At 54.1% G+C, this 13,760-nt stretch carries 12 protein-coding genes; 9 read left to right on the plus strand and 3 right to left on the minus strand.

Annotation, left to right across the window (positions count from 1 at the left end):
- The first annotated feature begins 123 nt into the window (after positions 1-123).
- Positions 124-1,245: an N-acetylglucosamine-6-phosphate deacetylase gene (gene nagA, locus U8T64_RS06870; protein ID WP_322182265.1), complete on the plus strand. Its 1,122-nt coding sequence runs from the start codon at positions 124-126 to the stop codon at positions 1,243-1,245.
- Positions 1,246-1,304: 59 nt separating this feature from the next.
- Here nagA and U8T64_RS06875 read toward each other — a convergent pair whose 3' ends face one another.
- Positions 1,305-2,933, minus strand: a complete 1,629-nt coding sequence (locus U8T64_RS06875) for an S-layer homology domain-containing protein (RefSeq protein ID WP_322182267.1) — start codon at positions 2,931-2,933, stop codon at positions 1,305-1,307.
- Positions 2,934-3,148: 215 nt separating this feature from the next.
- Here U8T64_RS06875 and U8T64_RS06880 point away from each other — a divergent pair, with 215 nt between their 5' ends.
- Positions 3,149-4,213, plus strand: a complete 1,065-nt coding sequence (locus U8T64_RS06880; protein ID WP_322182269.1) for a hypothetical protein — start codon at positions 3,149-3,151, stop codon at positions 4,211-4,213.
- A gap of 34 nt (positions 4,214-4,247) precedes the next feature.
- Positions 4,248-5,336 carry a hypothetical protein gene (locus U8T64_RS06885; RefSeq protein ID WP_322182271.1) on the plus strand — a complete coding sequence of 363 codons (1,089 nt, stop codon included), beginning with the start codon at positions 4,248-4,250 and terminating at the stop codon, positions 5,334-5,336.
- Between the two features lie 104 nt (positions 5,337-5,440).
- On the opposite strand, the gene U8T64_RS06890 is transcribed toward U8T64_RS06885, so the two are convergent.
- Positions 5,441-6,607: a 3-phosphoglycerate dehydrogenase family protein gene (locus tag U8T64_RS06890; RefSeq protein ID WP_322182273.1), complete on the minus strand. Its 1,167-nt coding sequence runs from the start codon at positions 6,605-6,607 to the stop codon at positions 5,441-5,443.
- Position 6,608: 1 nt separating this feature from the next.
- Entirely contained in the window at positions 6,609-7,694 is a 1,086-nt protein-coding gene (gene serC, locus U8T64_RS06895) for a 3-phosphoserine/phosphohydroxythreonine transaminase (RefSeq protein WP_322182275.1), read from the minus strand.
- Positions 7,695-7,989: 295 nt separating this feature from the next.
- Between serC and U8T64_RS06900 the strand changes: the two genes are divergently transcribed.
- The 6 genes from U8T64_RS06900 to U8T64_RS06925 all read left to right on the plus strand — a co-directional run bounded on the left by U8T64_RS06900 (position 7,990) and on the right by U8T64_RS06925 (position 13,636).
- The gene (locus U8T64_RS06900) at positions 7,990-8,364 is read left to right on the plus strand and encodes a hypothetical protein (protein WP_322182277.1); all 375 of its coding nucleotides are present in this window, start codon (positions 7,990-7,992) and stop codon (positions 8,362-8,364) included.
- A 202-nt stretch (positions 8,365-8,566) separates the two neighbouring features.
- On the plus strand, positions 8,567-9,064 hold the full coding sequence (locus U8T64_RS06905) for an NADH-quinone oxidoreductase subunit NuoE family protein (protein WP_322182279.1): 498 nt from the start codon (positions 8,567-8,569) through the stop codon (positions 9,062-9,064).
- A 4-nt stretch (positions 9,065-9,068) separates the two neighbouring features.
- Entirely contained in the window at positions 9,069-9,653 is a 585-nt protein-coding gene (locus U8T64_RS06910) for an ATP-binding protein (RefSeq protein ID WP_322182281.1), read from the plus strand.
- 56 nt (positions 9,654-9,709) lie between these two features.
- A complete protein-coding gene (locus U8T64_RS06915) occupies positions 9,710-10,075 on the plus strand; it encodes a (2Fe-2S) ferredoxin domain-containing protein (RefSeq protein ID WP_322182283.1) in 366 nt (121 codons plus the stop codon).
- Between the two features lie 12 nt (positions 10,076-10,087).
- Positions 10,088-11,878 (plus strand): NADH-quinone oxidoreductase subunit NuoF, encoded by a 1,791-nt coding sequence (nuoF, locus tag U8T64_RS06920; protein ID WP_322182285.1) that lies wholly within the window; start codon positions 10,088-10,090, stop codon positions 11,876-11,878.
- 18 nt (positions 11,879-11,896) lie between these two features.
- Positions 11,897-13,636: an NADH-dependent [FeFe] hydrogenase, group A6 gene (locus U8T64_RS06925; protein WP_322182287.1), complete on the plus strand. Its 1,740-nt coding sequence runs from the start codon at positions 11,897-11,899 to the stop codon at positions 13,634-13,636.
- Positions 13,637-13,760 lie beyond the last annotated feature (124 nt).

A 13,760-nucleotide genomic window follows, 5' to 3' on the forward strand; every position in this document is an offset into this window, starting at 1 on the left:
CTGACGAAAAATCTGACTGCGCAACTTGCGCACAATCCTTGTGCGGTGTTGCCTTAAAAAGAAAAGGAACGGGGTAGGGACATTGTTTCAGAAACGGCCCTCTGAAAAAAGGAGAAGTGAGCTATGTTTTTAATCAACGCCAAATATCTGGATCGGGATTTTTGCCTGGTGCGGGGCGATTTGGAGCTGGAAAACGGAAAAATCAAACAGGTGGGAAAAAAGCTTTCCTATACCGCCAGGGATATGGCGGTGGACTGCGAAGGCTACACGGTGATCCCCGGCTTTGTGGACGTGCACATTCACGGCTGCGGCGGGGCCGATACCTGTGACGGGACCCGGGAAGCCATTACTACCATGGCCCGGTTTCTTTTGCAGAAGGGCGTTACCTCCTTCTGTCCCACCACCATGACCACAGACCGTGAGGTGATCGAGGGTGCGCTGCTTGCCGCGAAGGAATGTATGGAAACCCCGGTGGAGGATGGTGCCCGGGTCATCGGAATCAACATGGAGGGTCCCTTTATTTCCAGAGAAAAAAAGGGCGCTCAGCGGGAAGAGGCCATTGTAGCTCCGGATCTTGAGCTGTTCCGCCATTTCTATGAATTGAGCGGCAAAACGGTAAAGCTGATCGCCCTGGCTCCGGAGCAGCCCGGCGGTTATGAATTTGCGGAGCAGGCGAAGGAACTGTGCGCGGTGTCTATCGCCCACACCACGGCAAATTATGACGAGGCAAAGCACTCCTTCGACTGCGGCGTTACCCATGCCACCCACCTGTTCAACGCCATGTCCGGTCTGAGCCACCGGGACCCCGGCGTAGTGGGAGCGGTGTTCGATGATGAAAGAGTGCTGGCGGAGCTGATCTGCGACGGCATCCATATTCACCCGGCGGTAGTGCGAACCGCCTTCCGGGAATTGGGGGACCGGGTGCTGGTGATCAGCGATTCCATGCGGGCCAACGGTTTGCCAGAGGGAGAGCCCTTCGATCTGGGCGGCCAGCTGGTCACGGTGAAGAATGGAAAAGCCACGCTGGCGGACGGTACCATTGCCGGCTCTGTGACCAACCTGCACCAGGAGGTCAAAAACCTTGTAAGCTTTGGAATTCCCTTTGAACAGGCGGTCAAGGCGGCCACCCTGATCCCGGCGCGCTCCATCGGCATGGAGCATGAGATCGGCAGCATTGAAGCGGGAAAACGCGCCGACCTGCTGGTACTGGATCAAGACCTGAATATTGCGGCGGTTTATCACTGAGAAGCATTATTTTATAAAGAAAAAAAGAGAGCGGAATTTTCCGCTCTCTTTTTTAAGGCTTATTTGAAAATCAAAGTACTGTTTAAGGGCCTGTCCTGAGGGCCACGAAGCCATTGGCCATCTACATAGAGGTTGGCAGAGCCGCCGCCGTCAAAATTGATGGCGTCCGTACAGCCGAAGCTTACCATGATCTTCGACATCTGCGCCAGGGTGGCGTAAGCGGTACAGATCACAAGACTGCCGTCCGCCTTGATCCCAAAGCATACGCGCAGAGCTTCATAGGTGGTGATGCCGGGGTCAGTATAGCCCTCGGCCTGATAAGTGCTCAGGCCCCCGTAAACGGCTTTATCTTTTACGATCCGGGGCCCCGCACCAATGGAAATCTGAATATCCTGGCTGCCGGCGCCCTCGAAAACGCGTTCAATATCCAGAACGGCTCCCAGAGCGCAAGAATCAAAGAAATCTCCCTCGTATTTCCGGCGGGAGCGCTGGGCCAGCACATAACCGGTTTCCGGGATCTGCACATCTGTGTCCTTGGCAATATCCAAAATGGTGCCGTCCTCTGCCAGCGTTACAGCGTCCTTGGCGGGGAAGCCAAGGCTTTTGCCCCAGGCACGGGTAAAGAGGATCCGGGTAGCGTCGGTAGCGCTGCTGGGACTTCTGTTGACGGATACGCCGTACAGCACGCTGTCGGTTTCATCTGCCTTATGCAGGGTAACGGTGTGATTGGTAGTAAAATTCTGAATGGAAAAGTGGCCGGAGGAATCTACGACCAGGGCCGATCTTGCCGGGGCGTATCGGTCCGCCACTGTCAATACCTGGCCGTCCTTTACCAGTGTGCCCAGAGGAATATAGGAGCTCATATCAAAGAAGGCGGCGTTTACGGCAATTTTTGCTTCGGTGCGGTTTACAATGGAGGTGGGGGACTCCGCGCCGGTCACACGGTCATGCCCCATGATAAGCTGAGGAGTATAATCTGAAGAAGAGAATTCTACAGCCCGCACCGGCGTGGTAAAGACTCTTTTTCGCACCACCTTATAAGTTCCGATCTGGCAGTTTTTCAGAAAATTGGAATACATGGTGGCGGCTTCCGCTCTGGTGGCGGTATCGTTTGGCCGAAAGGTGCCTACCTTGTCGCCCACCATTACGCCCGCCTGCTGGCAAATGCGCACGCTGGAGGCTGCGAACCGGGCAATAGAACCGCTGTCAGTAAAAGCAAAGACTTCCTTTATCGCGTTCATCTGCCGCCCGGTGGCTTTGGCGAAATTAACGGTCATCACCGCCATTTCCTGGCGGGATACGGGCTTGTCGGGCCGGAAGGTCTTGTTTTCATAGCCGCTGACGATACCGGCCTCCGCCGCCCAGTTGATATAGCGGTACGCCCAGTGCTTGGGGGTCACGTCCTGAAAGCTCCCCTGAAATTCATACTGTCTGAGATCACCCTCAGACAGTGCCGCCTGCGCCAGCATCGTGGCAAAAGCGGCACGGGTCAGCTTTTTTCCGGGAGAAAATTCCGTGGCGCTGGTGCCGTGGATCACGCCTTTTTCCACCAGATCATATACATAGCTTCGGTACCAGGCGTTTGCCGGAACGTCCTGAAAGGTAACAGCCTGAGCAGACTGGGGGCAGGCCGTGCAAACCAGTGCCGCCGCAAGAAGCGCGGATAAAAATCTTTTCTTCTTTTTCATGAAATCATGTTCCTCCGTTTTTAGCTCCCCTTGTCAAGCGAAGCTGTACTTTACATAATATAGCATCTTTTTCGGGAAAAGTCTACAAAAAGGGAAAAATTTGGAAGGCAGAAGGCAAAATGAAACAAGCTTTTCAGAACAGTATTGCATTTTCCGGCTTTTTACTGTAATATATATATAGCGATACAAAGATTATTTTTGTTGGAGGGTATTTTATGATTTGTCCCAAGTGCGGAAGGCCGATCCCTGATGGCTCTGCGTGTTCCTGCACTTATGTGACTCCGGCCTTTTCCAACAATCCTGCGGTGAACGCGCTCAAGGCCAGCGGGGCGTCTCCCTTGTTTCTTTCTGCGGTGATCCTGTACACTCTTACGCCGCTCCTGTCGGTTGTGACTGCCCTGACCGGCGGAGGGGTGAGCCTGGTGAAGACGATTACTGAGTCTGCGGCCCAATCCGATCCGAATCTCTATTTTCAGCAGAGGGGGGCAGACGCTTCCTTAAGCGCTTTATTTGGAGTCACTGTTGTTTTTTCCATACCGTCCATTGTTTTCCTGATTGGTATGTGGATGCATTATGCCGCCTGCCGAAACCGGAAAACGGGGAATCTTTCCACAGCCGGGCTTACGGTGTGTAAGGTGATGGAAATAATTCAGCTTGTATTCGAATGTATAGTGTTTGCCATTTATGTGATTTTCATAATTGCGGCCATGTTTCTTTCCGCCGGAGCCTCCCAAGGGGTTTTCTTCAACGGCCAGCCAGCGCCTTCCATGGATCATGGGTCGGTCACAGCCCTTGTGGTGGTGATGTTTGTGGTTCTTTTGATTTTTATTATCGCCTTTTTTTCTCTGCCGGTTCTTTTCAGCATATGTGTAATCAAGGTCATCAACCGCATGAAGGCCACCGCCAGCTTCGGTGTTCCGGATAACCGGATCCCCATGTATCTCATTGTGATGCTCTATCTTATCGGCGGATTTATGGCACTGTACAGCCTGATGGGCATGTTGCTGTCCCTGACTTTGGGATTGTCTCTGCTGACAGGTGCGGCGGCGGAAATTTTGATTGCCGTCTGCCTTGGAAAATATCGAAAGCATATGACGGTTTTGATGTATCTGCCGGTGCAGCCGCTCTATGCGCCCCAATCGGTAATGCCGGCGCAGGGGTATCCCATGCAGCAGGCTGTGATCCAGCCGTCGGCTGTTCCTGTGGAGAATCACACCCCCGCAGGCTTTCCTGTTCCTATGGTAACTTCGGCTTCTCCTGAGGAAAAGCCGGAAGAATAAGAAAAACTCAATTTTTTTGCGAGGTGTATTATTTATGCAGTGTCCCAAATGCGGTCGGGAAATTCCCTACGGCACGGTGTGTTCTTGCTCTGCAAACACGCCGCTGTCCAGCAATCCTGCGGTGAATGTTCTCAAGACCATCGGTTCTTCCCCGCTGTTTCTCACAGCGGCGGTTCTCTATTCTGTCGCTACTCTGATCTCGGTTTTCACCAGTATCATGGGGAATAGCGGCATTTCTGACTATCTGCTGTATGCGCTTTATAATGCGGATATCGACTATTCCGTGCTGTATCCTATGGTGAGCGCACTAAACGGCGCCTCTGTAGGCATGACGCTGCTGTTCTCTGTTCCCACCATTCTGATTGCGGTGGGCATGTGGCTTTTTTTTGCCACCTGCCGGGACAGAAGAACCGGAAATATTTCCACAACGGGCCTCACGATCTGCAAGGTGATCTCCATTATTTTTCTGGTGTGCTTTTGCATTTTGGCCGCTTTGATCCTGTTTGCCTTGATCATGGTGCTGGTAGGCGGCAACGCTTATTTTTCCTACAGCTATGATCTTTACGGCTACGGCTATGATTCCGGTTACGCCGCCGGTGTAACGGCGGGAGTGGTGTTTGTGTTCCTCCTTTGCCTGGCGGTTCTGGTGCTCTGTATTCTGTATTATGTGAGCGTGATCAGAACCATCGGCAGGATCAAGGCCTGTGCCTCTACCGGTATGCCTGAGAACAGGATTTCCCGGTTTTTAATCGCTATGCTGTACATTGTAGGCGTTTGTTCCGGCATTTCCGGATTGATCTCGCTGTTCAGCGCACCCATGAGCGGCCTTTCCACCCTGGCCTCCGCTGTCTGCTCTATCCTGATCGCGGTTTGCCTGGGCCGTCAGCGCCAGCAGATGACTATTCTAATGTACCCCCCGATTCAGCCTGCTTATGTACCGGTGCAGCCCATTCAGGAGGCAGTACCCGGCGAGTATGCCCAGCCGGCGGCTCCCGTTGCTCCTGTTGTTCCAGAGCAGCCTGCCGTAACAGTGCAGGAGCCCGCTCCCGCAGTACAGGAACAGCCCGCTGTGGAAACTCCCGCCCCGGCGGAACAGGCTTCCGAAGAAAAGCCTGAGGAATGATTTCTCCTCTTTGGGGATAAAAAAGGATAGCATGAAAAAAGGACGCCCCGTGCCGATCACGAGGCGTCCTTTTTTCATATTTTTGGGAAGATAGATTCCATAACTCAATCGATCACTCTGCATCGGATAATGGGCTCCAGAGTTTTTAAGCTTTCCACAGCCTCCGGGGATAGCTGTCCTGAAACGTCCAGAATGGTATAGGCGTACTCGCCTTTTGATTTGCTCTGCATGTTTTCAATGTTGATACCTGCCTTGCCGCAGGCGGAAGCCAGCACGGCGATGGTATTGGGAATATTTTTGTGGATCAGACAGATTCGTATCGTGTTCGGATCCCGAGGCATGGAAAGTGCGGGGAAGTTCACAGAATTGCGGATATTACCGGTTTCCAGATACTCTCTGAGCTGCTCCGCCGCCATGATCGCGCAGTTCTCCTCACTTTCCGGGGTGGAAGCGCCCAGGTGGGGAAGAGCCACCACATTTTCAGCGCCGATCAGACTGTCGTCCGGGAAATCTGTTGCGTAGGCGGAAAGCTTTCCACTTTCCAGCGCCTTCAAGAGAGCGGCGGAATCCACCAGCTCACCCCTGGCAAAATTCAGAAGCCTTGCGCCGTCCTTCATTTTGGCAATGGATTTTTCTCCGATCATTCCGCGGGTTTCCGGCGTCAGGGGCAGATGAAGCGTGATATAGTCGCAGCTTTCACAGATATCTTCAAAGGTGGGGGAGTGCCGTACCGCGCTGGAAAGCCGCCAGGCAGAATCCACCGAGAGGAAGGGGTCATAGCCGTATACGGTCATGCCCAGCTGCTCCGCGGCGTTTGCCACCAGAATGCCGATGGCGCCCAGGCCTACCACACCCAGAGTTTTGCCCTGGATCTCAGGCCCGGCAAAGGCGCTTTTTCCTTTTTCTACCAGCTTTCCCACCTCATCTCCCTTTCCCTTCAGGGTCTTGACCCAGTCTGTAGAGGCCGTGATCTTTCTGGAGGTGAGAAACAGCGCGCAGAGCACCAGTTCTTTTACCGCGTTGGCGTTGGCTCCGGGAGTATTGAAAACCACGATTCCCTTCTCGGTACAGGCGTCTACCGGAATATTGTTGACGCCCGCTCCGGCTCTGGCGATGGACAGCAGCTTTTCTCCAAAGGGCATGTCATGCATGGAAGCGGAGCGCACCAGAATCCCGTCCGGCGATTGTTCCTCTGTGGAGATCGCGTAGTCGTCTCCGAAACGGTTCAGCCCCAGGGGACTGATTTTATTTAAGCACTGGATTTGATACATGTCAGATCACCCTTCCTTCAAATTCCTTCATGAATTCCACCAGCTTCGCAACGCCCTCCCTCGGCATGGCGTTATAAATAGAAGCCCGCATGCCGCCGACGCTGCGGTGGCCCTTCAGGTTTACAAAGCCAGCTTCCGTGCTCTCCTTTACGAATCTGGCGTCCAGCTCGGCGTCCCCCGTAACGAAGGTCACGTTCATCAGGGAGCGGCTGCCCTGTTCCGCGCAGCCCTTAAAAAGCTTGGAGGAATCCAGAAAATCATAAAGTAATTTGGCTTTTTCCATGTTTCGCTTTTCCATAGCTGCAAGGCCGCCGACCTCGTTTTCCAGCCATTCCAGCACCAGCTTGCAGATGTAGATGGGCCAGCAGGGCGGGGTGTTGTACATGGAATCGTTTTTTGCCATCACGCCATACTGGAACATGGTGGGGGTGCCCTCCATAGGCTCGCCGATCAGATCTTCCCGAATGATCACAATGGTAAGGCCGGCGGGAGCCACATTTTTCTGCGCCCCGGCATAGAGCAGGCCGAATTTGGAAACATCGATGGGGCGGCTCAGAATGCAGGAGGAAATATCCGCCACCAGAGGCACGTTGCCGGTATCGGGCAGTTCCTTCCATACGGTGCCGTAGATGGTGTTGTTCATGCAAATGTGGAAATAATCCGCGTCCGGGCGGAATTCCTTCGGGTCTAAGGCGGGAATGCGGGAAAAATTCTCCTCCTTGGAGGAGGCTACCGCCTTGCAGTCTCCATAGCGGGAGGCTTCCTGATAGGCTTTGGTGGAAAACTGACCGGAAAGGACATAGTCCGCTTTTTTAGAGCCGGTCATCAGGTTCAGGGGAACCATGGCAAACTGTGAAGAGGCTCCACCCTGCAAAAACAGGATCTGATAATTTTCCGGAATGTTCATCACCTTCCGGAGAAGAGCCTTTGCGGCTTGAAAAATTTCGTCATAGACCTTGGAACGGTGAGACATTTCCATCACGCTTTGTCCGCTTCCGTTGTAATCCATCATTTCAGCGGCGGCTTTTTTCAGAACTGCCTCCGGCAGCATGGAAGGGCCTGCGGAAAAATTGTATACACGGGACATAGGCTAAAACCTCCTGTATTGAATTTTACTGAGTTAAATTGATAAAGTGATTTTATCCATTATACCTTGCCTTTTTCAAAAAGGCAAGAAGAAATTGGGTTGGAAAGAGAGACAGTTTTTATGTATAATGTATAAGGATCGGTAAGAGCCTTTTGGCGGAATAGGGCCGCAGGCACACTATCCTGTTCTCAAGGGAAATGGCTATGCAAAGAATTGTTTCTTCGTAAGGTATGCGGGAAAGAGGCGGCATGTTCGGTGGAGCCTTTGGAATAAACATAGAAGGGGTCAGATCGATATGACAGTGAAAGAATTAGCGGAAAATCTGGGTTGGAAGCTGATCGCGGGAGAAAAAGGCATATTTGAAGAGGTAACAGGCTGCTCGGCAGGAGATCTGTTGAGCTGGGTGTTATCTCACGGCAGTCAGGGGCAGATATGGCTGACGGTGATGGGAACAGAAACCGCTGTGGCAGTTGCGGTACTTTCCGGTTTCTCGGCGATCGTCCTTGCGGGAAGCGCGGAGCTGGACGCGGACGCCGCCCGGCAAGCTGATGAAAGAGAGCTCTCGGTGTATTCCTGCAGAGAAAATTTATATGAAGCAGCGATCAGGATTTATGAAGCGCTTTCAGAAACGGAATCCAGTGAAAAAGAAGAGCTCTGTGAAACAAGGTAATTGGACCTGAAATATCAATATTTTTGTATCTATTACCAGAAAATAGAAGAAAAAAGACAAAAAATTGTCAATCTGACCAGAATGATTCTTTTGAAGAATTATAAATTCAGATCTGTCCGGTAGAATGTGCATATTGTTGAGCGCTGTAAGCTTATTGAAACAGCGCCGCTTTACCATTCAAAAAAGCATGGGAGGAAAAGCAATGCAAAAACGTATCAGTTCTCTGCCGTTTCACGATACTCCAGAGCAGGCGAAAAAGCTTAATGCTGTGCTCGAAGGGCTCAAGGGCCAGGCGGGCGCGGTGATGCCCGCTTTGCACCAGGCACAGGATATTTACGGCTATCTGCCAATGGAGGTTCAGAAAAAGATCGCCGATGGGCTGGGGGTATCCCTGGAAGAGGTGTACGGCGTGTCCACCTTCTATTCTCAGTTTTCGCTGACCCCCAAGGGCCGCAACCACATTTCCATTTGCCTGGGGACCGCCTGCTATGTAAAGGGCGCGGACAAGGTGCTGGATAAGCTCACCCAGAAGCTGGGCATACAGCCGGAGGAGTGCACGGAGGACGGCGCGTTTTCTCTGACAGCCTGCCGTTGTATCGGCGCCTGCGGCCTGGCTCCTGTTATGACGGTGAATGAAGATGTGTACGGCCGCCTGACACCGGAAGAGGTAGACGGGATCCTGGCAAAATACATGGAGTAGGCCTGTGCGCGAATTGGCTCTCCATGTGATGGATATCGTTCAAAACTCGCTTTCCGCCGGGGCGGATAAGGTCCTTCTTGAACTGGAGGAGGATCTGCCCCGTGAGCTTTTGACGATCCGTATTTCAGATAACGGAAAGGGAATGACAGGGGAGCAGGCACAGCAGGCAGTGCATCCTTTTTACACCACCGGCCCCAAAAAAGCGGGGCTGGGGCTTCCTCTTTTTCGGGAAGCGGCAAGGCGAACAGGCGGCGAGCTTTTTGTAGGATCTGAGCCGCAAAAGGGAACAAGCGTTACGGCTGTGTTTCACACCGCCAGCATTGATATGGCTCCCCTTGGCGATATCAACGGCACGGTAATGCTTTTGCTCGTCTGTAATCCCGGGATAGAGCTTGTGTTTTCCAGAAAGCGCAGAACAGCGGCGGGGAAGGAAACGGCCTTCTGTCTCTGTGAAAAAACACTTCCGGGGCTCTCCCGTAAAACACCGGCAGCGGCCCCGGAAATTAAAAAATGGCTGGAAAAGCAGACGAAAACGCTTTGCGCGGAGCGGGAGAAGCCGGTATTGGAAAAGGGACTGGAATATTTTTGAAAGCTGTGTTCGGGAAGCGTTTACAAAAATCGAAAACGAAAGGAAGGATCGTTCGCATGAAATCGTTAGCGGAGCTTCAGGCTGTAAAGGATCAGGTGAAGGGCTCTTTGGCTATTCGGGAAAACGGCGAGTCCCAAACAAGGGTTTTGGTGGGCATGGCGACCTGCGGGATCGCCGCGGGGGCCAAGCCGGTTCTCATGGCCTTTGTGGAGGAAGCCGCCCGGGAGGGGCTTACCGATCTCGTCATTACGCAGACCGGCTGTATGGGCCTGTGTTCTTATGAGCCCACGGTGGAGGTCGCCACCCCGGACGGAAAAAAGACTGTTTACGGCAATATGACCCCGGAAAAGGCCGTACGGGTGGTAAAAGAGCATTTGATCGGTGGTCAGGCTGTTGTGGAATACGCCATTGGCGCGAAATAAGGAGGGAAAGCAATGTATCGTTCAAACGTACTGGTCTGCGGAGGAACAGGCTGTACCTCCTCCAACAGCGAGCAGATCATTGAAACACTGAAGGCTGAGATCAAGGCCCAGGGCCTGGAGCAGGAGGTCAATGTGATCCGCACCGGCTGCTTTGGCCTGTGCGCTCTGGGGCCGATTATGATCGTTTATCCGGAGGGCGCTTTTTACAGCCGCATTACCCCTGAGGACATTCCCGAAATTGTTTCCGAGCATCTTCTGAAGGGCCGCATTGTAAAGCGTCTGCTGTATCAGGAGACCGTTCAGGAGGACGGGACTATCAAGTCCTTAAACGAGACCAGGTTTTATTCCAAGCAGCACCGTGTCGCCCTGCGCAACTGCGGTGTGATAGATCCTGAGAATATTGAAGAGTACATAGCCAGAGACGGTTACGCCGCACTGGGTAAGGTTCTGACGGAAATGACCCCTCAGGACGTGATCGACACCATGCTGGCTTCCGGCTTGCGGGGACGGGGCGGAGCAGGCTTCCCCACGGGCCTGAAATGGAAATTTGCCGCCGCCAACGAAGCGGATCAGAAATACGCCTGCTGTAACGCCGACGAGGGCGATCCCGGCGCGTTCATGGACCGTTCCGTGCTGGAGGGGGATCCCCACAGCGTGCTGGAGGCCATGGCCATAGCGGGCTATGCCATCGGCGCCACCCAGGGCTATATCTATATCCGCGCCGAATATCCCATCGCCGTAAAGCGGCTGCAGATCGCCATTGATCAGGCCAGAGAGCGCGGCCTTCTGGGAAAAAACATTTTCAATTCCGGCTTTGATTTTGATATCGGCATTCGCCTGGGTGCGGGCGCTTTTGTCTGCGGTGAGGAGACCGCTTTGATGACCTCCATTGAGGGCAAGCGAGGCGAGCCCCGGGTACGCCCGCCTTTCCCGGCGCTCAAGGGCCTGTTTGGAAAGCCCACGGTGCTCAACAACGTGGAAACCTATGCCAATATTCCTCAGATCATTTTGAAGGGGGCCGATTGGTTCCGCTCCATCGGCACGGAAAAATCCCCCGGCACCAAGGTGTTCGCCCTGGGCGGTAAAATCACCAACACCGGCCTGGTGGAAGTTCCCATGGGTACCACCCTGCGGGAGGTGGTAGAGGATATCGGCGGCGGCGTTCCCGGCGGCCATACCTTTAAGGCCGCTCAGACCGGCGGCCCCTCCGGCGGCTGTATTCCGGCAAAGCTCATCGATACGCCCATCGATTACGATAACCTGATCGCCATCGGCTCCATGATGGGCTCCGGCGGTCTGATCGTTATGGACGAAACCACCTGTATGGTGGATATCGCCAAGTTCTTCCTGGAATTTACCGTGGACGAATCCTGCGGCAAATGCACCCCCTGCCGCGTGGGCACCAAGCGGCTTTTGGAGATCCTCAATAAGATCACCTCCGGCAACGGCACTCTGGAGGATCTGGATAAGATGGAAGAGCTCTGCTACTACATCAAGGAAAATTCCCTCTGCGGCCTGGGCCAAACCGCCCCGAACCCCGTGCTTTCCACGCTGAAATATTACCGGGACGAGTATGAGGCCCATGTGCTGGAGCACCGCTGTCCCGCCGGGGCCTGTAAGGCCCTGACCAATTATACGATCGATCCCGACAAGTGCAAGGGCTGCACGATTTGTGCCCGGAACTGTCCTGTGGGCGCGATCAGCGGCGCGCTGAAGGAAGCCCATACGATTGATACCGGCAAGTGCATCAAGTGCGGCGTGTGTATGGAAAAGTGCAAATTCGGCGCTGTGGTGAAGAAATAAGAGAGGAGTGAGAAGAGCATGGAAATGGTAACCGTTAAAATCAATGGGATAGACTATGAAGTGCCCGCCGGGTCCACGATCCTGGAAGCCGCCCGATCCGCCGGTATTGATATTCCTACCCTTTGCTATCTGAAGGACGTAAACCAGATCGGCGCCTGCCGTATGTGTATGGTAGAGGTGAAGGGGGCGCGCTCTCTGGTGGCAGCCTGCGTGTACCCTGTGAACGACGGTATGGAGGTGTTCACCAACACTCCCAAGGTGCAGGAATCCCGCCGTATGACGCTGGAACTGCTGCTTTCCGTTCACGAGAAAAAATGTCTTACCTGTGAGCGCAGCGGAAACTGCGAGCTGCAGAAGCTTTGTAACGATATGGGCATTGAGGAGGAGGATCGCTTCGCCGGGGCAATGCCCGCGGGGGATAAGGATACCTCCACCTTGTATCTGGAGCGCAACAACGCCAAATGCGTGCTTTGCCGCCGCTGTGTGGCCGCCTGTCAGAATCAGCATGTTTCCGTGATCGGAGCCAATAACCGGGGCTTCGATACTCAGATCGGCTGTGCCTTTGAGCAGCCCTTGAGCTATGCCTCCTGCGTGGCCTGCGGCCAGTGCATTGTCAGCTGTCCCACCGGCGCGCTGACGGAAAAAGACAGTATTCAAGAAGTGCTGGACGCGATCAGCGATCCCACCAAGACCGTGGTGGCGCAGACCGCCCCGGCCGTTCGCGCGGCTTTGGGTGAGGAATTCGGCCTTCCCATCGGTACCAACGTGGAGGGGAAAATGGTGGCCGCCCTGCGCCGCCTGGGCTTTGACAAGGTATTCGATACCGATTTCGGCGCGGACATGACCATCATGGAGGAAGCAAACGAATTTATTTCCCGGGTGAAAAACGGCGGAAAGCTGCCGATCATCACCTCCTGCTCTCCCGGCTGGGTCAAGTTCTGCGAGCATTATTATCCCGACCTGATTGACAATCTCTCCACCTGTAAGTCTCCCCAGAATATGACCGGAGCGCTGATCAAAACCTGGTACGCGCAGAAGGAGGGGATCGATCCCAAGGACATCGTGTCTGTTTCCGTGATGCCCTGTACGGCGAAGAAGTTTGAGATCATGCGCAACGATGAGAACGCCGCCGGCGTTCCCGATGTGGATATCAGCTTGACCACCCGGGAGCTTGCCCGGCTGATCAAGCGCGCCCAGCTGAATTTCCAGCGGCTGCCCGAAGAGAAGTTTGACGAGGCGATGGGCGTTTCCACCGGCGCGGCAGTGATCTTCGGTGCTACCGGCGGCGTGATGGAGGCCGCCCTGCGTACAGCCGCCGACCTGCTGGAGGGCAGACGCGTGGAGGAGATCGAATATCAGGAGATCCGCGGCACCGAAGGCTTCAAGGAGGCTGTTTACAAGGTGGCCGGTATGGACGTGAAGGTGGCTGTTGTCAGCGGCCTTGCCAATGCGGACGTCCTGCTGCAAAAGGTGCGCTCCGGGGAAGCGGATTATCAGTTTATCGAAGTGATGTGCTGTCCCGGCGGCTGTGTTAACGGCGGCGGCCAGCCCATTCAGCCTGCTTCCGTCCGCGCCGATACGGATATCAAGGCGCTGCGCGCCAAGGCCTTGTACGATCAGGATCGTGCCATGCCCCTGCGCAAGAGCCACGATAACCCCGTGGTGCAGAAGTGCTATGAGGAGTTCCTGACTGACGGCCCCGGCGGCCACAAGGCCCACGAGCTGCTGCATACCACCTATATAAAGCGTGGTAAGTAAGCTGTAAACAATGCATTATAATAGAAAAAAGAACACTCGGTATTTCCCGGGTGTTCCTTTTTTGTTCGGAAGCCGTTGAGATATTTTTTGTTTTGAACGTTTTCCCCTTTTTTTCGGAAAAAGG

The sequence above is a fragment of the Neglectibacter caecimuris genome (genome assembly GCF_034335015.1).
Classification (GTDB): Bacteria; Bacillota; Clostridia; order Oscillospirales; family Acutalibacteraceae; genus Acutalibacter; species Acutalibacter caecimuris_A.